The organism is Pseudomonas sp. JV245A (genome assembly GCF_032424515.1).
Lineage (GTDB): Bacteria > Pseudomonadota > Gammaproteobacteria > Pseudomonadales > Pseudomonadaceae > Aquipseudomonas > Aquipseudomonas protegens.
In genome coordinates this window covers 1-19,491 of sequence record NZ_VYKE01000113.1, presented here as the reverse complement: position 1 = coordinate 19,491, position 19,491 = coordinate 1, and the positions used below count along the sequence as shown (strand labels likewise).

Sequence of the window (19,491 nt, the reverse complement as noted above, 5' to 3'; positions counted from 1 at the left end):
ACCTGCGCCTGCCTGGCGGAGCACTTCGCCGGCAAGCCTGCTCCTACAAAGGGGGGAGTTTGGCGAGTTTCATGGCGATCAACAGGGCTCCGATCAGCAAGGCGCCGATAAACAGGCCGATGCCGTTCCAACCCGCCAGGTGCCAGAACACCCCGCCGGCGGTGCCGGCAATGCTCGAGCCGGCGTAGTAGCTGAACAGGTACAGCGACGACGCCTGGCCCTTGGCCTTGGTGGCGCGACGGCCGATCCAGCTGCTGGCCACCGAGTGGGCACCGAAGAAGCCGAAGGTGAACAGCAGCATGCCGATCAGCACCAGGGACAGCGGGGTCAGCAGGGTCAGGGCGATCCCCGCCAGCATCAGCACGATGGTGCCCCAGAGCACCCGGCGCCGGCCCAGCTGGTCGGCCAGGGCGCCGATCTTCGCCGAGCTGTAGATGCCCGAGAGGTACACCACCGACAGCATCCCGACCCAGGCCTGGCTCAGTTGATAGGGCTCGGCCAGCAGGCGGTAGCCGATGTAGTTGAACAGGGTGACGAATGCCCCCATCAGCAGGAAACCTTCGAGGAACAGCCAGGGCAGGCCGGCATCGCGAAAGTGCATGGCAAAGCCGTCCAGCAGGCTGCGCGGGTGCAGCGAACGGGGGCGGAAATTGCGTGATTCGGGAAGGATGCGCCAGAACACCGCGGCAGCGATCAGTGCCAGGCCGCCGATCACCAGCATCGCCGTGTGCCAGCTGACGAAGTCGATCAGCACCCCGGTGATCAGTCGCCCGCTCATGCCGCCGATGGCGTTGCCACCGATGTACAGGCCCATGGCCAGGCCGATGTGCTGGGGGTGGATCTCCTCGCTCAGGTAAGTCATGGCCACCGCTGCCAGCCCGCTCAGGGACAGGCCCACCAGCGCGCGCATCAGCAGCACCCCGTGCCAGCTCGGCATCAGCGCACTGGCGATGGTGCACAGGGCGGCGGCCAGCAAGGCGGCGACCATCACCGGCTTGCGACCGATGCGGTCGGAAACCGGCCCGGTGATCAACAACCCGATGGCCAGCATGCAGGTGGCGACCGAGAGGATCAGGCTGCTCTGGGCGGCATTGATGGAAAAGTCCCGGGACAGCAGCGGCATCATCGGCTGTACGCAATACAGCAGGGCGAAGGTGGCAAAACCGCCGGAGAACAGCGCCAGCACGGTGCGCATGAACATCGGCGTGCCTTTTTCGATATAGGCCTCGTTGAGCTGGGCGACCACCTCGTCCAGGGGCGTGGCAGGGGGTTCGTGGGCGGAGGGGGCAACAGCGGCAACAGCGGATTTCACGGGGGACCTCGGGGGAACGCAGCCGGTCAGGCAATGGAAAAAGCATATAGCTGGCTAATGATTCTTTCCAATATATTGTTCGACCTGTTTGATAGGTTTTAAGACTTAATGAGGCCCTCATGGAACTGCGTCACCTGCGCTACTTCATCGCTGTCGCCGAAGAACTGCATTTTGGCCGTGCAGCCCAGGTGCTGGGCATCTCCCAACCGCCCCTGAGCCAGCAGATCCAGGCGCTGGAGCAGGAGGTGGGGGCGCGCCTGTTCGAACGCACCAATCGTCGGGTCGAGCTCAGCGAGGCCGGGCGCCTGTTCCTGGAAGAGGCGCGGCTGGTATTGGCCCAGGTGGACAAGGCGGCGGACGTGGCGCGGCGTGCGCAGCTGGGCGAGCTGGGGGAACTGAAGATCGGCTTCACCTCGTCGGCGCCCTTCAATTCGACCATTCCCCAGGCGATCTTCGCCTTTCGCCAGCGCTTTCCCGCGGTACACCTCAAGCTCAAGGAAATGAGCAGCACCCAGGTGGCCGAGGCCCTGGTGGACCAGGCGATCCAGGTCGGCATCATGCGGCCCTTGCCCCTGCCGGATTCGCTGTCGGTGGTGGAGCTGCTGCGCGAGCCGCTGGTGGCGGTGCTCAGTTCCAAGCACCCGCTGGCCAGTGGCAGCGAAGAGGGGCTGCACCTGGCGGAGCTGGCCCATGAGCCCTTTGTGTTTTTCCCCCGCAGCTATGGCAGCGGCCTGTATGCGCAGTTGCTGAGCCTGTCCCGGGATGCCGGCTTTACCCCGCATTTCGCTCAGGAGGCGGCGGAAGCCATGACCATCATTGGCCTGGTGGCGGCGGGGTTGGGGGTGTCGGTGCTGCCGGCGTCCTACCAGCGCATGCGCATCGACGGCGTGGTCTATCGCCGCCTGCTGGACCCGGCGGCGATGTCGGCGGTGTGGCTGGTGCAGCGCAAGGATCAGGCTTCGCCCATGGCCAAGGCCTTTGTCGAGCTACTGACGCGCAAGACCGGGGCTACGCCCTGAGGGGCTGTTGGGCCGCACCGGGGCCTGCAGGTTCACTAGGTCGCCGCGCAGGGCCACTCCGGCCATCAGTACCCCGGCATGGCATTCGTAGGTGTTGAGGTCCTTGCGCACGTGGTGCTTGTAGTAGCTGACGATATTGGTCACCGCGTTGGCGCCGACCCGCTTGGCCGCGGCTTGCAGGGTGATCAGGGCCGACTGCAGGGCCCATTCGCAGGCGGCGATATCGCTCTTGTTGAAAGCGTTGGTCTTCTTGTTGGTGGTGACTTCGGTGAGCCGCACCTGGAGCACCGGCGGAAGTGGGTTGCCGGCCAGATGGAAGCTCACGCTGCCATCCAGGCGCCCGGCGCGCTCGGCGTCGGCCACGACTTTCTCGAAGGGCATGTACATCAGGTTGGTGGCCTGGCTGGCGGGGCTCAGGGCCGTTAGCAGGGCCAGGGCAATCAGTGCTTTCACTTGCATGGTCGGCTCCTTGACGGACGTGAAAGGGGCGCCACTGTCACGCCGGCCGATGCCCGATCGCGCCACTTGGCTCCCGCAGGCGGCGGTGACCCGGCCTGCTGTTGCGAGTGTAGACGGCGATTGGCGCGCTTCCGGAAAAATCCCGGAAACGCAAAGGGCGCCCCAGGCGCCCTTTTCGTTGTCAGCCGCAGCTCACTGGACCTTGGACAGATCCCCGCGCAGCGCTACACCAGCCATGATGGCGCCGGCATGGCACTCATAGGTGGTGGCGTCCTTGCGCTCGTGGCTCTTGTAGAAGCTGGCAATGTCGGTCACGGCGTTGGCGCCGACTTTCTTCGCCGCTTCATGCAGGGTGATCAGTGCCGACTGCAAGGCCCACTCGCAGGCCACCTGGTCGGCCTTGCCGAAGGCATTGGTCTTCTTGTTGGTCACGGCGCCGGGGCTCAGCACGCTGACCTTGCCGGCCGGCTTGTTGCCTGCCAGGTAGAACTTCACGCTGCCGTCGATCTTGCCGGTGCTGATGGCCTCGGCCACGACCTTGTCGAAGGGCAGGTACAGGGTGGTATCGCGGGCCTGGCTGACGCCGGGCAGGGTGCACAGCAGCAGGGTGGCGGTGGCCGCCAGTGTCTTCAAACGCATCGCATTCTCCATGACATCAAAGGGGGTGAAGCAGCCCTGTGACCAGGGTCACAGGGAAGGGCTCATTGTGCGGCCGGGAAGCTCTTGGCCGCGGCGTCCGACAGCTGTTGCGCGGCCCGCTCGTTCTGGTTGTCCCGCAGTTCGCGCAGGATTCCCTTGTCCAGCAGGCGCACCCAGCGGATGTAGTTCTTGTGGATCTTGCCGTCCTTGTAGTCCATGTCGCGGCTGTCGCGGTAGACGATCTTGTAGTAGCTGGCGGAGTACTGGATATCGATCTCCGCGTGGAACTGTTGACGCACGGTGATCTCGGCCTGGATCAGCTCCGGGCTGATGCGCTGCACGGTCCACTTGCGGGCTACGAGGTTCTTCAGGATCGCCTGCTTGACCTGCTCCTGGTCGGCCTGGATGGTGGCCGGGAGCACCCGGTTGGGGGTGTACATGCGCTTGCTGGTACAAGCGGTGACGCTCAGCAGGGCAAGGACGATGAGGGTGGCGCGAAACAGGGAAGACATTCCATTTCTCCAGTGAGGTGAGGCATCAGGACCAGCGGCGGAAGATCAACGAGGTGTTGACGCCGCCAAAGGCAAAGTTGTTGTTCATCACGTATTCGTGGCTCATGGCGCGAAAGCCTCCCTGCAGGTAGTCCAGCTCGCCGCAGCGGGGGTCGACCTGATCCAGGTTGCAGGTGTGCACATAGAGGTCGCGGTTGAGCATCTCGATGCTGAACCAGGATTCCAGCGCGCCGCAGGCGCCCAGGGTGTGGCCGAGGAAACTCTTCTGCGAACTGATGGGCATGCGGCTGCCGAACAGGCTGCTGGTGGCCAGGGTCTCGGCGATGTCGCCTTGCTCGGTGGCGGTGCCATGGCCGTTGACGTAGCCGATGGCCTCCGGGGCCAGGGCCCCATCCTCCAGCGCCAGCTCCATGGCCCGGCGCATGGTGCTCTGTTCGGGGCGGGTGGTGTGCTGGCCGTCGGCGTTGCTGCCGAAGCCGACGATTTCCGCGTGGATGCGCGCGCCACGGGCCAGGGCGTGCTCCAGCTCCTCGAGCACCAGCATGCCGCCACCTTCGCCGATCACCAGGCCGTCACGGCCGCTGTCGTAGGGGCGCGGGCTGGTGTGCGGCGCATCGTTCTTCAGGCTGGTGGCATACAGCGCGTCGAACACCATGGCTTCGGTGGGGCACAGTTCCTCGGCGCCGCCGGCGAGCATCAGCGGCAGGCGGCCGAACTTGATCGCCTCATAGGCGTAGCCGATGCCCTGGCTACCGCTGGTGCAGGCGCTGGAGGTAGGGATCAGGCGCCCGGTCAGGCCGAAGAAGATGCTGATATTGGCGGCGGTGGTGTGGGGCATCATGCGCACGTAGGAGTTGGCGTTGAGCCCCTCGGCCACCGAGTTGAGCAGCATGTTGCCGAAGGCCTTGATCTCGTCGGTGCTGCCGGTGGAAGAACCACAGGCCACGCCCATGCGCCCGTCCTTGATCGACGGGTCGCCCAGCAGCCCGGCGTCGGCCAGGGCCTGCTCGGCGGCGCCCACGGCCAGGCGCGAAACCCGGCCCATGCTGCGCAGCTGCTTGCGGGTCCAGTGCCCGGGCACCTGGAAGTCATCGATGGGGCCGGCCAGGCGGGTGTTGAGTTCGCTGAACCTGTCCCACTCGTCCATGCGCCGGATGCCGCTGCGGTTGGCGGCAAAGCGCTCGGCGATGCTGGCCCAGTCGCTGCCCAGGGAGGTGATGCCGGCCATGCCGGTGACGACCACACGTTTCATCAGCACAGGCCCCCGTTCACCGACAGCACCTGGCGAGTGATGTAGGACGCTTCGGCGGACATCAGGAAATTCACCGCGCCGGCCACCTCTTCCGGGGTGCCCATGCGCTGCGCGGGAATCATTTTCAGCAGTTCTTCCACCGGCACGTTTTCATCCAGCATGGCGGTGTCGATCAGCCCCGGGGCCACGCAGTTGACGGTGATCTTGCGCTTGCCCAGCTCGATGGCCAGGGCCTTGGCGGCGCCGATCACGCCGGCCTTGGAGGCGCTGTAGTTGACCTGGCCACGGTTGCCGATCAGCCCCGAGACCGAGGTGATGCAGACGATGCGCCCGGCTGCGCGGCGGCGGATCATGGGCATCATCACCGGGTGCAGGACATTGTAGAAACCGTCGAGGTTGGTGCGCAGCACCTGGTCCCAGTCCTCTTCGCTGAGGGCCGGGAAGGCGCCGTCGCGGGTCAGGCCGGCGTTGAGCACCACGCCGTAATAGGCGCCATGGGCTTCGACATCGGCCTCCAGGGCAGCCCGGCAGGCCTCCCGGTCCGATACATCGAATTGCAGGACGCGGGCGCTGCGGCCCAGGGCCTGGACTTCGCCCCTGACGGCTTCGGCTTCGGTGCGGCCGCTGCGGCAGTGCAGCACCAGGTCATACCCGGCCCGGGCCAGACGCAGGGCGATGGCACGGCCGATGCCACGGCTGGAGCCGGTGACCAGTACGGAGTCAGTCATGACGGTGTTCCTGTAGAAGAGGCAGGTGTTTCATGCAGGTAGTCGGCGGCCTGGGGCGGACGGAACACGTTCAGGCGCGCGCTGGCGGTGATGCCGGGGCCACTGAGGTGGCACTCGAACACGCCCATGCCGTTGTCGTCTTCCAGAGAGCGCAGGGCATGGATTTCCAGGGTGCTGCCGAGGGGGAAGTGCTCGACATTGCATTCGAATTTGCGGGTGCCCAGAAGAAAGCCCAGCTCCACCGGCAAGCCTTGCTGGCGGGCGCGGCAACCGGCGTAGGCGGCCACGCTCTGGGCCATCAGCTCGACGCCGACCCAGGCCGGCAGGCTGCCGTCGGGGCGGTTGAACAGGCCACCGGGGCGAACTTCGAGGCGGGTGCGGATCTGTTCTTCATCAAAGGCCAGGACCTGATCGATGAGGATCATGTCCCCGGCGTGGGGCAGCAACTCGGCGAGCGGCCAGTCAATCATGGGGCGTCTCCGATAATCAGGCTGACGTTGTTGCCGCCGAAGGCGAAGGAATTGCTCATCAGGCGGCGCGGTGCGTGGGGGGCCAGGCGATCGTCCGGGGTGACCCAGCGCAGTGGCGGCAAAGCCGGGTCGGCCTGGGCATCCCAGACATGGGGCGGCAGCGCCAGGCCGGGGTTGTCGGTACTCAGGGCCAGCCAGCAGAACGCCGCCTCCAGGGCCCCGGCGGCCCCCAGGGTATGGCCGCTCATGGGTTTGGTCGAAGAGCAGGGCACGCCTTCGGGGAACAGCTGGGCCACGGCCAGGCTTTCCATCGCGTCGTTGTGCTGGGTGGCGGTGCCGTGCAGGTTCAGGTAGCCGATCTGCTGTGGCTGCAGGCCGGCGCTGCGCAAGGCCTGGCTCATGGCCTGCAGGGCGCCGCGGCCATCGGGGGCCGGGGCGGAAATATGGTAGGCGTCGGAGCTGGCGCCACCGCCCAGCAGGGCAACAGGGGCGTCGCCGGCAGGCTCCCGGCTCATGAGGAACAGCACCGCCGCTTCACCGATGTTGATCCCGTCGCGGTTGCGGGAAAAGGGGTTGCAGCGTTGCCCGGAGACCGCCTCCAGGGCTGTGAAACCATTGAGGGTCAGCTTGCACAGGCTGTCGACCCCGCCGCACAGCACGGCGTCGCACAGGCCCAGATCGAGCAGGCGCCGGGCACTGATCAGGGCCCGGGCGCTGGAGGTACAGGCGGTGGAAATCACATAGGCCGGGCCGCAGAGTTGCAGCCATTGGGCGAGGAAGTTCGCCGGCGCGCTGAGCTCCTGCTGACGGTAGTCGTAGCCCGCCGGGAATTGCCGGTCCTGCAGGTAACGGGCGATGCCCCGGCTGGCTTCGTCGATGCCCGACGTGCTGGTGCCCAGGACGATGCCGATGCGGCCATGGCCGTAGCGCTGGATGGCCTGCTGGATGTCGCCTTCGATCTGCCGGGTGGCCTCCAGCAACAGCTGGTTGTTGCGGCTGTTCTGGGCTTCGAGGCCCGCCGGCATGCCCGCCAGCGGGCTGCGCACTGCCGCCACCGGCAAGGTGCGCTCGGGCACCCAGTGGCTTTCGTCGCGCATGCCCGAACAGTCGCCGGCAAACAGGCTGCGGGCGACTTCCTGGCGATTGCGGCCCAGGGCGCAGATCACCCCGAGGGCGTTGAGGTAAGCCGTCATGGCGTGGCCTCGGTGCTCAGAGCCGTGATGTGGTAGTGCGGGCCTTGGGGCAGGTTCAAGGTGAAATCCAGAGCGTGTTGATAGTCGACTCGCCAGCGCGGGCCGAGGGTACGTTGGGCGCCCTGTTGCCGGGCGTGCGGATAATTGGCCTGCAGTTCGGCCACAGGCGTCAGGGCGAACAGCAGGGCCGCGAACATCTCCCGGGCCTCCGGGTTGGGTGGCAGCAGGCCGTCGGCCTGCCAGTGTCCGCCCACCAGGCGCTGACGGGCCTGGGGAATGCCCAGCGGGTCCATCAGCGACCAGCGCAGGTCCGGGCCTTCGGCCTGGATCACCAGCAGCCAGTCCTGGCGCTGGTCCTGAAGCTGGCGCTGTACGTGGAGCTGCAACGGCAGCACCAGCGAGGGCGTGCGCTCGGGCAGCGGAGCCTGACTGACGCAAGCGCTCAGCAACAGGACACAACCGAGCAGCAGGGCACGGATCATTCGGACGGACCTTCCTCGGCAACAGGGGGAGCGAGCGGCTTGCGGGCCACCACATTGACCAGGGTTTCCTCGCGCTGGCCCACCGGCGGCGGCTGGCGCAGGCCGAAGCGCTCCAGCAGGCCGAAGTCCTTGGCGCGACTCCACCACAGGTAGGGATAAGACACGTTCTGCGGGCCGAATTCAAAGCCCTGCTGACGAATCATCTGCAGGTACTGGGCGGCGCTTTTCTGCACATGCATCGGATGGCGGAACAGCCAGCGGATCACCCAGGTGTCGATATAGGCCTCGGTGGATTCGGCAAACAGCAGGTAACCCCCGGGCTTGAGCACCCGGTAGAACTCGGCCAGGGCTTTTTCCTGTTCCACCAGGTGGTGGAAGGTCTGGTGGCAGAACAGCAGGTCGACGCTGGCGTCGGCCAGTTCCAGGGTCGCGCAGTCGCTGCCGATCAACTCCACCTGCATCTGCTGGCGCCGGGCTTCCTCGGCGCTGAGCTTGAGGCTGTGGGGGTCGGCGTCCAGGCCGATCAGGCGCTGCGGGGCGAACACCTGGCGCAGGTACTGGAACGACTTGCCCTGGCCGCAACCGGCGTCCAGCAACACCGGATGCCGGGGCAGCTCGCCATCGAACAGCGAGCGCAGGTCATTGATCGCCACCCGCAGCACATGGTGCTGCCAGGTGTGGCTGCGCAGGAACCAGAAGCCGAAGCGGGTTTCCTCGACGTAGCTGTCACTCAGGTACTGGCTGGTTTGCTCACTCATGCGCGGTCCCTCGCACAGACTTCCGAGAGGGCCTTGAGCCGGCGCTTGGGCTCGCTGACGAAAGGGTTGCGTTCATCCCAGGCATAACCGGCGAGGATCGAGCTGATCATGCGGCGGATTTCCGGGGAACTGCCCGGATGGTAGATCACGTCCTGGAAAGTACCGGCGTACCAGCCCTCGACGTAGCAGCGGAAGGTGTCCACGCCGCGTTTCAGCGGTTCGGCGAACTCCGTCGCCCAGTCGACGCCCTGGCCCTGCAACTGCCGGTGCAACACGGCGGCGGCCATGCTCGCGGAACGCATGGCGATGGTCACCCCGGAAGAGAACACCGGGTCGAGGAATTCCGCGGCGTTGCCCAGCAGGGCGAAGCCCGGGCCATGCAGGGTGCTGACGTTGGCCGAGTAGCCGCCGATGGTCCGTGCCGGGGTGTCCCACTCGGCGTATTGCAGCACCTTGGCCAGGCTCGGGGTTTCGCTGATGAAGCCCCGCAGGCAGGCGTCCAGGTCGCCATCGCGCCCGGCGAAATGCTCTTGGGCGGCCACCACCCCTACCGAGCAGCGGCCGTTGCTGAAGGGGATGCTCCAGAACCAGATGTCGCGGTGCTCGGGGTGGGTGGTGATGAGGATCTTGTTGCGGTCGAAGTGCTCGCAGTCGATGCGGTCTTCGACATGAGTGAACACCGCTCGGCGTACCGGAAAGTTCGACGGTGCTTCCAGTTCCAGCAGGCGTGGCAGGACTCGGCCGTAGCCGCTGGCGTCGAGGATGAAGTCGGCTTCGATGCGGTACTGGCTGCCGTCTTCACGGCGGCAATCGAGCTGCGGCAAAGGTCGCTCCACATCCACCGCGACAATCTCTTCGCCGTAGCGGATCTCCACCCCTTGCAGGGCGGCCTGGTCGGCCAGCAACTTGTCGAAATCGGCTCGCTGCACCTGGAAAGTGGTGGGCTTGCCGTTGCTGAAGGTGTCGCCGAAATCGAAGGTGCTGTAGTGCTCGCCCCAGGCGAAGGCCGCGCCGTTCTTGAGCTGGAAGCCGGCGGCTTGCACCGCCTCCAGCATCCCGGCTTCCTCGACGAAATCCAGGCAGTGGGATAGCAGGCTTTCACCGATGGAGAAACGCGGGAAATGTTGCCGCTCGACGATCAGCACGTCGTGGCCCTGGCGCTTGAGCAGCGCGGCCGCGATGGCCCCCGAGGGGCCGGCACCGATCACCACGACTTGGCGACGTTCCATTTCAACTGTTGGCACTGGGGCTCCTTGCCGGTTTGGCGATGTTCAGGTTCAAGGGGGCAGCGTGGGGCGCCGCCTGGGGAGTTCGGTGCATTCCGGCCAGGGCCGGCAGCAGGGTGGCGATCAGGCCCATGAGCATCAGCGCGAAGTACAGCGCCGGGCTGATCAACTGTTGTTGCAGCAGCAGGTTGAGAAAGACGATCTCGCTCAAGCCGCGAATGTTCAGCAGCAGGCTTTCCCGCCAGCGGCTGGCGCCGGTAAAGGAAGCGCCTGCCCAGCCCAGGCCCAGCCAGTTGCCCAGCAGCTTGCTGGCAATCGGCAACAGCAGCAGGGCCGCCAGTTGCACCCAGCCGAGGCTGCCCATGGCGCTGTGCACATCGATCTGCACGATGCCGAAGGTCAGGATCAGCGGGATGGCGATGTAGGTCTGCAAGCGGTTCATCCAGGCAGCCTGTAACGGCAGCACCAGCGCCAGCTTGAGGGCGGCCATGCACAGCAGGTAGCCGATGCCGAAGATCAGCGCATTGAGCCGGTAGTGCTCGGCCACCACCAGCAGGCCGAAAAAGCCCAGGCTGTAGAGCAGCGGCTGGCGCAGGCCCAGGCCGCGCAGCACCAGGGGCAGGCAGGCACCGGCCAGAGGTAGCAGCAGGCTGCTCAGGTGCAGGCTGCCCTGGGCCAGGGCGAACAGGCTCCAGCAGGTCAGGTCGATGAGGATCGCGGTCTGCACCAGGCGCCGGGTGGCGGCGGGCGGGTACTGGATGTGCCGCAGGTACAGGTAGAGCACCGGGATCGCGGTAATGGCGAACAGCAGGCCGACCGCCAGGGAGCTGATCCAGGGTTGCGCCGGCAGTAGCCAGAAGGCGGTGGCCAGGCCGCAGGCGAAGGGAATGCCAAAGCTCGGCACGGCGATCTTCAGGCTCTGGCGGTCCAGGCGCAGGTCGATCACGTCACTGAGGATATGCCCCAGCAGCAAGGCAAAGCTCAGGCTGTACAGATGCTTGAGCCACTGCGGCGAAACCAGCTGCGCACCACTTAGCTGCCAGTGCGGTTCGATCCACAGCAGCATCAGCAGCGGCAGGCCGAAGGTCGCCAGCAGCAGCTGGCTGACAATCGGGATCAGGCCCAGGCGCCGGCCGATGTGGGTGGCCAGGGCAAACAGCGCCAGGGCCAGTAGCCAGAACAGCAGGGTCAGCATGCTGCACGCTCTGCGTCGGGCGCCGGGTGCGGCCTGTGGCCGGCCCAGGGCGCGAGGATGAAGCTGAAGGCCAGCCCCAGGCTGACCGCCAGACCGAAGTTGCTCACCGCCGGGGTGCTGGAAATGGCCAGCAGGCCGAACGACAGCCAGGTGGTCAGGGCCGCCAGCAGCGTGCCCAGCAGGCTCACCGCGGCGCCGCCGATCTGCTCGCGCATGAGGATCGCGTAGTCGACGCTGATGGCCGTCACCAGCAGTAGGCCGAACAGGCTGAACAGGGTCAGGGGCTGGCCCAGCCAGCCGAGGCTGGCCAGGCTGCACAGGGCTGCCAGCAGGGGCAGGGCCACCAGGCGCAAGGCGCCGCCGAGGCCGAAGGGCAGGATCAACAGCAGCACGATCAGCACGCAGGAGGCCAGCTTGAGTTCGGCGGCGCTGACCTGGGTGGCGGCGAATACCCGGTTCAGCTCACCCAGGCGGTCCACCAGTTGCACCCCTGGCAGATCATCGGCCTGGATTCGCAGCAGGGCGGCGTCGTTCAGCCCCTGCAGGCTGACCATGGCGGCCACGCCGTTGGCGTTGGCTCCCAGCCACAGCGGGCGATAGGGCTCGGCCAGCGGCCCGGAAAGCGCGGCGTCGAGGTCTTCCACCGGCAATTGCTGCAGCTGTTCCAGCTCCGCTTGCAGGGCGGCCAGGGGCACCCCCAGGTCCAGCAGCGGCTGCCAGAAACGCGGCAGCTGTTTGAGGGCTTCGCGCACCTGCTGTTGTTCGGTCGGTTGGCTGAGCAACTGGTTCAGCGACAGGTAGCCCTTGAGCTTGCCCAGGTTCACCAGCTGTTGCAGGCGCAGGTCCAGGGCCTCCAGGCGCTCCAGCAGTTGCTGCTGATCGGTGGCGCGCACCAGGAAGAACTGGCTGGTGGGCTGATAGCCGGTGATCCGCGCAATGGCCTGGGCTTCCTGCAGCAACTGCGGCGGTGCACCGACCCATTGGCGGATGTCGTTCTTGCTCTCGAGCTGCCACAGGCCGGCGGCGCAGAACAGCGCCAGCAATACCAGCAGCACCGGGCTGGGCACCCGCTTGAGCAAGGCCGCGCGGGCCTGCAGCAGGGCTTGGGCCACTTGCAGCGGCCAATGCGCCGGGCGCAGTTGCACCCCCTTGAGCAGTGCCGGCAGCAGGCACACCGCCGCCAGGTAGGCGCCCACCAGGCCGGCGGCGGAGAAGACGGCAATCTGGGTCAAGGCCGGGAACGGGGTCCAGGCCAGGGCCAGGTAGCCGATGCAACTGGTGGCCAGGCTCAGGCTCAGCCCCGGCAGGGTCAGGCGCAGGGCCGGCCAGCTGCGCCAGGGTTTCAGGCTCCAGCTCTTGGACAGGTAGTGCAGGGGGTAGTCGACGGCCACGCCGATCAGGCTCGACCCCAGCACCAGGGTCATTACGTGCATGCGGCCGAACAGCACCACGCAGGCCACGGCGCCGAACAGCATGCCCACCAGCACCGGGACGAAGGCCAGCAGGGCACGCCAGCGGCGGAAGGCCAGCAGCAACAGCAAAAGGATGCCCAGGGTGGCGCCGCCGCCGACCCAGGTGATTTCCCGGGTGGCCTGTTGCTGGCCGTTGGCGGCGTACAGCAAACCGCTGGCGGCCAACAGTTGTACCTGTCGCTGGCTGGCCTGCTCACGGCTGTGGCGCAGCAGGTCAGCCACTTGCAGAGGCAGTTGCATGTCGAAGGCGTTGCCGCCGGTGCGGGCCCGCAGCAATACCCAGTGCTGGCCGTCGGCCTCGGCCACCAGGGCGCCGCTGCCGATGTCCAGCTGCACCGCGCCGTGTTGCGGCTGGCTGTTCTGGATGCGTCCGGTCAGGCCCAGCCAGTCATCCTGGCTGGGCACCAGGGTAAAGCCGCCGAACGGGTCGAACAGGCTCTGCACCCGTTGCTGGATAAACGCCTGGGGCTGCTGGGCCAGTTGCTCGCGATCCTTGGCCCCGAGCATCGCCAGGCGGCCCTGCAACAGTTGCTGGCGCAGCGCCGGCAGGTCGGCCTGGAGGTTCCACTGGACCTTCTCGAACAACCCGCTGGCCTGCCATTGCTCGGCCAGTTGCCGGGCCATGGCCACTGCCTGCTGACGTTCGGCATGCCCCACCAGCACCAGGATTTCCCGGTTCAGCGGTTCCTGCATGCGTTGCTCGGCCTGTTGCTCCAGGGCATCCGGGGCGGTGCCGGGTACCAGTTCCATGAGGTTGGCCGACAGCGGCGCGCCATGGCGCCATTGCCAGGCACCGAGGGCCAGGACTAGGGTCAGCAGAATCAGGAAAAACCGCGGCAGCCAGCGTTCACTCGGCAAAGTCATGTTGCTCCGTTTCACTGAGCGGCTGGGCGCTGCTGCTGTCCTGCATGATCAGCAGGGTGCGGTCGCCCTGGGCTTCCAGCAGTTCGATGCGCTGCACCAGCTCGCCGCCGTCGATGTTGATCTGGTTGAAGATCTGTTTCAGCAGCAGGGAACGGGGGATCAGTTGCAACTGCCAGTTCTGCGCGCTGCCTTGCAGCTTGAGTTCGAAGTCCCGCTGCAGGCCGCTGCTGTCGCCTTGCAGCACAGCGAGGAACAGGCGGTTCTGCTCGGCCCCGGCGCTCTTGCCGGGAAGCATCTGCCAGCCGCCGCCATCGCGCCGGGCGATGCCCTGGGCAGTGATGCGGTAGTCCTGTTGCAACGGGGTCTGCAGCAGCCACAGCAGGCCATGGTTTTTCGCCAGCACGAAGTGACCCTTGCTGGTCAATGGCTGGGGCAGGGCCCGCAGGTGTTTTTCCTGGATGAAACGACCGTGGATCACCTCCGGCCGCGACAGCTGATCGCTCAACTGTTGCAGGTCGAAGGCCTGGGCCAGCCCCGGCACACACCAGAGCACCAAGAGCGTGGGCGCGAGCTTGCTCGCGAACCGCCGCACCACGGTACGCAGCCTCATGCAGCTGGCAGGCAGACCGACCCTCTTGGCGAGCAAGCTCGCTCCTACCTTCATGGCAAGGCCCTCGCGACGGCATCGGTGAAGACCTTGGGCGAGGCCAGTTGCATTTCCCGGCTGGCGATCTCCACGGCCACCTGCACCGAGCTGGCGCGGGTCATGCGCTCGCCCGTGGCCTGGTCGGTGATCAGGTAATTGATCTTCAGCCGGCTTTCCCACTCCACCAGGCTGGCGCGCACGTTCAGGGTCTGGCCGAACACCGCGCCGCGCACGTATCGCAGTTGCAGGTCGATCACCGGCCAGGCGTAGCCGGATTCGAGCATCTGCTGGTAGTTGTGGCCGAGCTTGTCCAGCAGGGCGCAGCGGGCGACCTCCAGGTATTTGACGTAATGCCCGTGCCAGACGACGTGCATGGTGTCGACGTCGAAGAAGGGCACCTGGATCTGGGTGTCGGCGTGGATCACTCCCTTGCTACGCATGCAGCCTCCAGTGTTGTTCGGCGATGCGTTGCAGGCACAGGCGCAGCTCGCGCTCCAGGGCGCGGTCCTCGATCACCGGTGGGAAGTCCTCGGCCAGTTGCCGGTGCATGGCATCCAGGGCTGGTGGCAGAGGCCGGGCATCGGCTTCCTGGCTGCGCAGCCAGACCCCCTGGTTGGCCGCCAGCAAGGTGGCGGCGGCCACTTGTTCGGTGAGCTCCAGCACGCGGATCGCGTCCCGGGCGGCGATGGTGCCCATGCTCACCTTGTCCTGGTTGTGGCACTCGGTGGAGCGCGAGAACACGCTGGCCGGCATGGTGTTTTTCAGGGCCTCGGCGGTCCAGGCGCTGGCGCCGATCTGCACCGCCTTGAAGCCGTGGTTGAGCATGGCGCGCTCGGCGCTGGCGCCGGAAAGGTTGCTCGGCAGGCCGTGGTTGTAGCGCACGTCCACCAGCAGGGCCAGTTGCCGGTCCAGCAGGTCGGCGACGTTGGCCACCAGGTTCTTCAGGCTGTCCATGGCGAAGGCGATGTGCCCGCCATAGAAGTGCCCGCCGTGCAGCACGCGCTCGGCCTCGGCGTCGATGATGGGGTTGTCGTTGGCGCTGTTGAGCTCGGTCTCGATGAAACCGCGCAGCCAGTTCAGGCTGTCGGCCAGCACCCCCAGCACATGGGGGGCGCAGCGCAGCGAGTAGCGGTCCTGCAGGCGATGCAGGGGCGCGGTCGGCGCGTCGATCGCCAGGTCCTGGCGCAGCCAGGCGGCCACTTGCATCTGCCCCGGGTGCGGCTTGGCGGCGAACAGGCGTTCGTCGAAGTGTTCCGGATTGCCCTGCAGGGCCACCACGTTGAGGGCGGTGATGCGGGTCGCCAGGCGCAGCAGGTAGTCGGCCCGGGCAAAGGCCAGGCAGGCCAGCCCGGTCATTACCGCGGTGCCGTTCATCAGCGCCAGGGCTTCCTTGGGCCGCAGCACCAGGGGTTCCCAGCCCAGCTCGCGGTGCACGTCGGCGGACTCACGCCGCTCGCCGCGGAACATCACCTCGCGTTCCCCGGACAGGGTGGCCGCCACATAGGACAGCGGCGTCAGGTCGCCGCTGGCGCCCACCGAGCCCTCTTCCGGGATCAGCGGCAGGATGTCCTGGTCGAGGAAGGCCTGCAGGCGCTCCAGCAGTTCCACGCGCACCCCGGAAACTCCGTGGCACAGCGACTGCAAGCGCGCCGCCAGCACCGCGCGGGTAGCCTGGGCGTCCAGCAGCTTGCCCAGGCCGCAACCGTGGAAGGTGTACAGATGGCGCGGCAGCGCCTCGACGTGCTGCAGCGGCACCGCCACCACGCAAGAGTCGCCGTAGCCGGTGGTCACGCCGTAGATCACCCCTTCCTTGTCCAGCAGGGAGTCGAGGAACTGCGCGCCCTTGGCGATCCGCTGGCGCCAGGCGGCGTCGCCTTGCAGGCGCGTCGGCACCTGGCGGTTGGCCAGGGCCAGCACGTCTTCGATGCGCAGGGGGTGTTCGCCGAAGGTTACCGGCTCATGGGTCGAGGTCGTCATCGGTCTTCCAGAATGGGTAAAAGTTGAACCATTGTTGCGGGGCTTGCAGGCAGTACTGGCCCAGGCGCTCGGCGTAGCGGGCGGTCCACTGGGCGATCACCTGCTGGCGGTCATTGCGTTTCCACTGCACGGCGTCGGCGAAGGGCTCGAGGATCACCTGGTAGCGGCCTTGCTGTTTCAGGCACAGCAGCAGGTTGACCGGGCACTTGAGCAGCCCGGCCAGCAGCCAGGGGCCCTGGGGGAAGGCGGCCGGGTGGCCGAGGAAATCCACCCGCACGTTGCGCCCGCCGTGCAGCGGCACGCGGTCCCCGGCAATCGCCAGCCATTCGCCGCGATCCAGGCGCTGGCTCAGTTGCAGCATGATCGCCGGGTCCAGCTCGCTGACCTGGATCAGCCGCAGGTTGCTGGCCCCGGCTTCGCCCAGCAGGCGGTTGAAGCGTTCGGCGTGCTTGGTGTGCACCAGCACGTTCATGGTCACCTGCTCCCCCAGCTCGGCCAGGGCCCGGCACACTTCCAGGTTGCCCAGGTGCGCGCCCACCAGCATCTGCCCGCGTTCGCCGCGCAGCTGGTGGCGCAGTTGCGCCGGGTCGACGATCTCGATCTGTTCGATGCGCAGTTTGCCGTTCCACACGTCGAGCTTGTCCAGCAGGGCATCGGCAAAGGCCATGAACTGGCCGAACACCCGCCAGTGGCTGGGGCGCAACTCGTCGCGCCCGCTCCATTGGGCCAGGTGCTGCTGGTACTGCCAGATGCTGCGCCGGGCCCGGCGGCCGAACAGGAAGAAGTAGAACACGATGGCGTACAGCACCGGGCTCAGCAGCCGGCGCCCCAGCACCCGCACGCCCAGGGCGGTGAGCTTCATCAGCCAGAAGCTGCCGCGCTCCTGATGGCCGGCCCAGTGTTCGTTGCCGGGCTCCTTGGGTTGCTCCTGGCTCATGGACGCCACCGGCGCCAGAGGATCAGCGGCAGGCGCGCCAACATGCCGAAGAACAGCTTGGCGTGCATCTTCGAGATCAGCGCGTTGTCATGGAACAGGCGAAAGTGCGAGAGGCCGTCCTGGGGATAGTGGACCCGGGTCGGCAGCCAGCGCATGGGCTGGTTGCGCCAGGCCAGGCGCACCAGTATCTCCGGATCGAAGTCCATGCGCCGGCCCAGTTGCACCGAGTCCAGCAGGGCCAGGGTCGGTGGCAAGGGGTAGACCCGGAAGCCGCACATGGAATCGGGAATCTGCAGTGACAGGCTGTTGATCCAGACCCACACGTGGGTCAGGTAGCGGGCATACAGGCGCCCCTTGGGCACGCTGGCGTCGTACTGTGGATAACCGCAGACCAGCGCCTCGGGGTGGGCCTGGGAGTGCTGGATGAAGTTATCCACATCCGTGAGGTCGTGCTGGCCATCGGCATCGACTTGCAGGGCATGGCTGAAGCCCAGCTGCGCGGCTTCGCGCAGGCCGGCCATGACCGCGCCGCCCTTGCCCTGGTTGATCGCCAGGCGGATCAGGAACACCTGGTCTCGGCCGGCCAGTTGCTCCAGCACCGCCGCGCATTGGGGGCTGCTGGCGTCGTCCACCAGGACACAGGGCAGGCCGCGGGCCAGGAGCGCCTCGACCACCGCCGGCACGGCGGTTTCATGGTTGTAGACCGGGATCACCGCGCAAGGCTTATGCATGGCAGCGGGCCCCTTCAGCGTAAGCGCTGGCTTGCCAGCGAGTCCTGGGCGCGACGCCGTACAACTTATCCACAGCTGGCCTCCAGGACGATCCGCCCGCTGGAGCAGGGAGCCCCGTCATTGAGGTAGGCGAAATACAGTTTCTGGCGCTGGGCATCGAAACGCAGGTTCAGCTGGATGCGGTCGCCGGGGCGTACCAGTTGCTGGAACTTCAGCACTTCCATGCCGGCGAAGCGGCCCGGCAGCTCCAGCAGTTGCTGGCCCAGGGCCAGGGCCCAGTCCACCTGCACCACCCCCGGCAGCACCGGGGTCTGGGGGAAGTGCCCGCTGAAGTACGCCAGGTCCGGCGGAATGGCCAGTTGCAGCTGCCACTCCTCCTCGTGCTGCCGTTGCTCCAGCACTTCCGGGGCTTGCGGGCGTGGAGCCAGCAGCAGGGCCTGGACTTGCGCCTGGGGCAGCTTGCCCTGGCTGTTCAGCGGCAGTTGCCGCACCAGGCGCCAGCGCCGGGGCAGGGCCAGGGCTTCGCAATGCCCGGCCAGGTGCTGGCGCAGGGCCTGGGTCAGGTGGCGCCGGCCCTGGTTGCGCAGGGCATGCAGGCCGGGCTCGCTGAGCACCAGCAGGGCGCCGAGGTAGGCGCGGTTGTCTTCGATCACCCCGAGCCGCGCTTCCGCCACCCATTCGTGGCTGGCCAGGGCCTGCTCAAGCATGGGCAGGGAAATGCGTTTTTCTTCCAGCTTGACGATGCGATCCAGGCGCCCCAGCAGTTCGAAGCGCCCGTCGGCGGCGATCCGCGCGGCGTCGGCCGTGTGTTCCACATGCCCGGCCGGCAGGTAGGGCGAGGCGATCAACAGCGCGCCGTCGGCATCCTGGCTCAGCCGTACATCGGCGAAGGGCTGCCACAGGCCTGGCCCCTGGCGCCAGGCGATGCCGCCGGTTTCCGAGCTGCCGAGGATTTCCGTCGGCCATTGCTGCAGGCGCTGGTGCAGGCCGGCGGCCGCTTCGGCGGGCAAGGCTCCGCCGGAGGAAAATACCCGCCGTACCTGGCTCAGGGCCGGCCAGTCGAGGTTGTCGCCCATGCGCTTGAGCAGGGCCGGGCTCGCCACCCAGGCAAACGCCGGGCACTCGCGGCTGGCCCGTTGCAGGTCTTCGGGAAATGGCAGCTGGCGGCGTACAAAAGGCCGCCCGGCGCACAGTGGCCAGAGCACGCGGAACAGCAGGCCGTAGATGTGCTGGGTGGCGACGCTGCCGATGATCCAGGCCTGGCCCAGGTCGGCGCCCCACAGGTGTTCCAGGGCGACGACCTCGTTGGCCAGTTGCCGCAGGTTCTTCTCGATGCGCTTGGGTTCGCCGCTGGAGCCGGAGGTGCACAGGCTCAACTGGCAGGTGTCCAGGTCCAGCACGGCCGGGGCCAGGGGGCTGGCCTGCAACTGGTGCAGGGGCGTGTCCTGGTCGGTCAGCCACAGGTCGACTTCGCTCGACCAGCGCTGGCGGGTCTGGGCTTGCAGGTCAGCGGGCAGCAGCACGCTGGCCCCGGCACGCCAGGCGCCGAGCAGGGCCACCGCCAGTTCCACGGCGTCTTCCAGGTGCACCGCCAGGCGCCGTACGCCACGGGCTTGCAG

The 19,491-nt window shown here is 67.1% G+C and carries 20 protein-coding genes; 1 reads left to right on the top strand and 19 read right to left on the bottom strand.

Annotation, left to right across the window (positions count from 1 at the left end):
- Positions 1 to 43: 43 nt before the first annotated feature.
- Positions 44 to 1,312 (bottom strand): MFS transporter, encoded by a 1,269-nt coding sequence (locus F6S12_RS23615; RefSeq protein ID WP_409999847.1) that lies wholly within the window; start codon positions 1,310 to 1,312, stop codon positions 44 to 46.
- Between the two features lie 119 nt (positions 1,313 to 1,431).
- On the opposite strand from F6S12_RS23615, the gene F6S12_RS23610 reads away from it, so the two are divergent.
- Positions 1,432 to 2,331: a LysR family transcriptional regulator gene (locus tag F6S12_RS23610; protein ID WP_011058831.1), complete on the top strand. Its 900-nt coding sequence runs from the start codon at positions 1,432 to 1,434 to the stop codon at positions 2,329 to 2,331.
- Here F6S12_RS23610 and F6S12_RS23605 read toward each other — a convergent pair.
- The 18 genes from F6S12_RS23605 to F6S12_RS23520 all read right to left on the bottom strand — a co-directional run.
- On the bottom strand, positions 2,299 to 2,790 hold the full coding sequence (locus F6S12_RS23605; RefSeq protein WP_053148683.1) for a hypothetical protein: 492 nt from the start codon (positions 2,788 to 2,790) through the stop codon (positions 2,299 to 2,301). The genes F6S12_RS23610 and F6S12_RS23605 overlap by 33 nt on opposite strands.
- A 192-nt stretch (positions 2,791 to 2,982) precedes the next feature.
- Positions 2,983 to 3,429, bottom strand: a complete 447-nt coding sequence (locus F6S12_RS23600) for a hypothetical protein (protein ID WP_015633874.1) — start codon at positions 3,427 to 3,429, stop codon at positions 2,983 to 2,985.
- Positions 3,430 to 3,491: 62 nt separating this feature from the next.
- Positions 3,492 to 3,941, bottom strand: a complete 450-nt coding sequence (locus F6S12_RS23595) for a hypothetical protein (RefSeq protein WP_011058834.1) — start codon at positions 3,939 to 3,941, stop codon at positions 3,492 to 3,494.
- Between the two features lie 25 nt (positions 3,942 to 3,966).
- A complete protein-coding gene (locus F6S12_RS23590) occupies positions 3,967 to 5,193 on the bottom strand; it encodes a beta-ketoacyl-ACP synthase (RefSeq protein ID WP_011058835.1) in 1,227 nt (408 codons plus the stop codon).
- The gene (gene fabG / locus F6S12_RS23585) at positions 5,193 to 5,921 is read right to left on the bottom strand and encodes a 3-oxoacyl-ACP reductase FabG (RefSeq protein ID WP_011058836.1); all 729 of its coding nucleotides are present in this window, start codon (positions 5,919 to 5,921) and stop codon (positions 5,193 to 5,195) included. Before fabG ends, F6S12_RS23590 begins: the two co-directional genes overlap by 1 nt.
- Positions 5,918 to 6,391: a hotdog family protein gene (locus F6S12_RS23580; protein WP_011058837.1), complete on the bottom strand. Its 474-nt coding sequence runs from the start codon at positions 6,389 to 6,391 to the stop codon at positions 5,918 to 5,920. The genes fabG and F6S12_RS23580 overlap by 4 nt, the downstream gene beginning before the upstream one ends.
- Positions 6,388 to 7,584, bottom strand: a complete 1,197-nt coding sequence (locus tag F6S12_RS23575; RefSeq protein ID WP_077933235.1) for a beta-ketoacyl-[acyl-carrier-protein] synthase family protein — start codon at positions 7,582 to 7,584, stop codon at positions 6,388 to 6,390. The genes F6S12_RS23580 and F6S12_RS23575 overlap by 4 nt, the downstream gene beginning before the upstream one ends.
- Positions 7,581 to 8,066, bottom strand: a complete 486-nt coding sequence (locus F6S12_RS23570) for a DUF3261 domain-containing protein (RefSeq protein ID WP_212805877.1) — start codon at positions 8,064 to 8,066, stop codon at positions 7,581 to 7,583. The genes F6S12_RS23575 and F6S12_RS23570 overlap by 4 nt, the downstream gene beginning before the upstream one ends.
- Complete coding sequence (locus F6S12_RS23565) at positions 8,063 to 8,824, bottom strand: class I SAM-dependent methyltransferase (protein ID WP_019095190.1); 762 nt, start codon at positions 8,822 to 8,824, stop codon at positions 8,063 to 8,065. Before F6S12_RS23565 ends, F6S12_RS23570 begins: the two co-directional genes overlap by 4 nt.
- Positions 8,821 to 10,068, bottom strand: a complete 1,248-nt coding sequence (locus F6S12_RS23560) for an NAD(P)/FAD-dependent oxidoreductase (protein ID WP_315869371.1) — start codon at positions 10,066 to 10,068, stop codon at positions 8,821 to 8,823. The genes F6S12_RS23565 and F6S12_RS23560 overlap by 4 nt, the downstream gene beginning before the upstream one ends.
- Positions 10,055 to 11,245 (bottom strand): sodium:proton antiporter, encoded by a 1,191-nt coding sequence (locus tag F6S12_RS23555; RefSeq protein WP_072452077.1) that lies wholly within the window; start codon positions 11,243 to 11,245, stop codon positions 10,055 to 10,057. The genes F6S12_RS23560 and F6S12_RS23555 overlap by 14 nt, the downstream gene beginning before the upstream one ends.
- Entirely contained in the window at positions 11,239 to 13,581 is a 2,343-nt protein-coding gene (locus F6S12_RS23550) for an MMPL family transporter (protein WP_315869370.1), read from the bottom strand. Before F6S12_RS23550 ends, F6S12_RS23555 begins: the two co-directional genes overlap by 7 nt.
- Positions 13,565 to 14,245 carry an outer membrane lipoprotein carrier protein LolA gene (locus F6S12_RS23545; protein WP_019095194.1) on the bottom strand — a complete coding sequence of 227 codons (681 nt, stop codon included), beginning with the start codon at positions 14,243 to 14,245 and terminating at the stop codon, positions 13,565 to 13,567. The genes F6S12_RS23550 and F6S12_RS23545 overlap by 17 nt, the downstream gene beginning before the upstream one ends.
- The gene (locus F6S12_RS23540) at positions 14,242 to 14,667 is read right to left on the bottom strand and encodes an acyl-CoA thioesterase (RefSeq protein WP_011058845.1); all 426 of its coding nucleotides are present in this window, start codon (positions 14,665 to 14,667) and stop codon (positions 14,242 to 14,244) included. The genes F6S12_RS23545 and F6S12_RS23540 overlap by 4 nt, the downstream gene beginning before the upstream one ends.
- On the bottom strand, positions 14,660 to 16,204 hold the full coding sequence (gene hutH, locus F6S12_RS23535; protein WP_123431211.1) for a histidine ammonia-lyase: 1,545 nt from the start codon (positions 16,202 to 16,204) through the stop codon (positions 14,660 to 14,662). Before hutH ends, F6S12_RS23540 begins: the two co-directional genes overlap by 8 nt.
- A complete protein-coding gene (locus tag F6S12_RS23530) occupies positions 16,185 to 17,141 on the bottom strand; it encodes a hypothetical protein (RefSeq protein WP_015633885.1) in 957 nt (318 codons plus the stop codon). Before F6S12_RS23530 ends, hutH begins: the two co-directional genes overlap by 20 nt.
- Positions 17,138 to 17,872: a glycosyltransferase family 2 protein gene (locus tag F6S12_RS23525; protein ID WP_065364853.1), complete on the bottom strand. Its 735-nt coding sequence runs from the start codon at positions 17,870 to 17,872 to the stop codon at positions 17,138 to 17,140. Before F6S12_RS23525 ends, F6S12_RS23530 begins: the two co-directional genes overlap by 4 nt.
- A gap of 65 nt (positions 17,873 to 17,937) precedes the next feature.
- Positions 17,938 to 19,491, bottom strand: a 1,554-nt coding sequence (locus F6S12_RS23520; protein WP_315869369.1) for an AMP-binding protein, incomplete at its 5' end; no start/stop codon positions are given.

Bases quoted from the DNA above. Each gene is read 5' to 3' on its own strand.
- fabG (WP_011058836.1), bottom strand. From the start codon at position 5,921: ATGACTGACTCCGTACTGGTCACCGGCTCCAGCCGTGGCATCGGCCGT.
- F6S12_RS23555 (WP_072452077.1), bottom strand. From the start codon at position 11,245: ATGCTGACCCTGCTGTTCTGGCTACTGGCCCTGGCGCTGTTTGCCCTG.
- F6S12_RS23600 (WP_015633874.1), bottom strand. From the start codon at position 3,429: ATGCGTTTGAAGACACTGGCGGCCACCGCCACCCTGCTGCTGTGCACC.
- F6S12_RS23565 (WP_019095190.1), bottom strand. From the start codon at position 8,824: ATGAGTGAGCAAACCAGCCAGTACCTGAGTGACAGCTACGTCGAGGAA.
- F6S12_RS23550 (WP_315869370.1), bottom strand. From the start codon at position 13,581: ATGACTTTGCCGAGTGAACGCTGGCTGCCGCGGTTTTTCCTGATTCTG.
- F6S12_RS23530 (WP_015633885.1), bottom strand. From the start codon at position 17,141: ATGAGCCAGGAGCAACCCAAGGAGCCCGGCAACGAACACTGGGCCGGC.
- F6S12_RS23590 (WP_011058835.1), bottom strand. From the start codon at position 5,193: ATGAAACGTGTGGTCGTCACCGGCATGGCCGGCATCACCTCCCTGGGC.
- F6S12_RS23525 (WP_065364853.1), bottom strand. From the start codon at position 17,872: ATGCATAAGCCTTGCGCGGTGATCCCGGTCTACAACCATGAAACCGCC.
- F6S12_RS23540 (WP_011058845.1), bottom strand. From the start codon at position 14,667: ATGCGTAGCAAGGGAGTGATCCACGCCGACACCCAGATCCAGGTGCCC.
- F6S12_RS23605 (WP_053148683.1), bottom strand. From the start codon at position 2,790: ATGCAAGTGAAAGCACTGATTGCCCTGGCCCTGCTAACGGCCCTGAGC.
- F6S12_RS23575 (WP_077933235.1), bottom strand. From the start codon at position 7,584: ATGACGGCTTACCTCAACGCCCTCGGGGTGATCTGCGCCCTGGGCCGC.
- F6S12_RS23595 (WP_011058834.1), bottom strand. From the start codon at position 3,941: ATGTCTTCCCTGTTTCGCGCCACCCTCATCGTCCTTGCCCTGCTGAGC.
- F6S12_RS23580 (WP_011058837.1), bottom strand. From the start codon at position 6,391: ATGATTGACTGGCCGCTCGCCGAGTTGCTGCCCCACGCCGGGGACATG.
- F6S12_RS23610 (WP_011058831.1), top strand. From the start codon at position 1,432: ATGGAACTGCGTCACCTGCGCTACTTCATCGCTGTCGCCGAAGAACTG.
- F6S12_RS23570 (WP_212805877.1), bottom strand. From the start codon at position 8,066: ATGATCCGTGCCCTGCTGCTCGGTTGTGTCCTGTTGCTGAGCGCTTGC.
- hutH (WP_123431211.1), bottom strand. From the start codon at position 16,204: ATGACGACCTCGACCCATGAGCCGGTAACCTTCGGCGAACACCCCCTG.
- F6S12_RS23545 (WP_019095194.1), bottom strand. From the start codon at position 14,245: ATGAAGGTAGGAGCGAGCTTGCTCGCCAAGAGGGTCGGTCTGCCTGCC.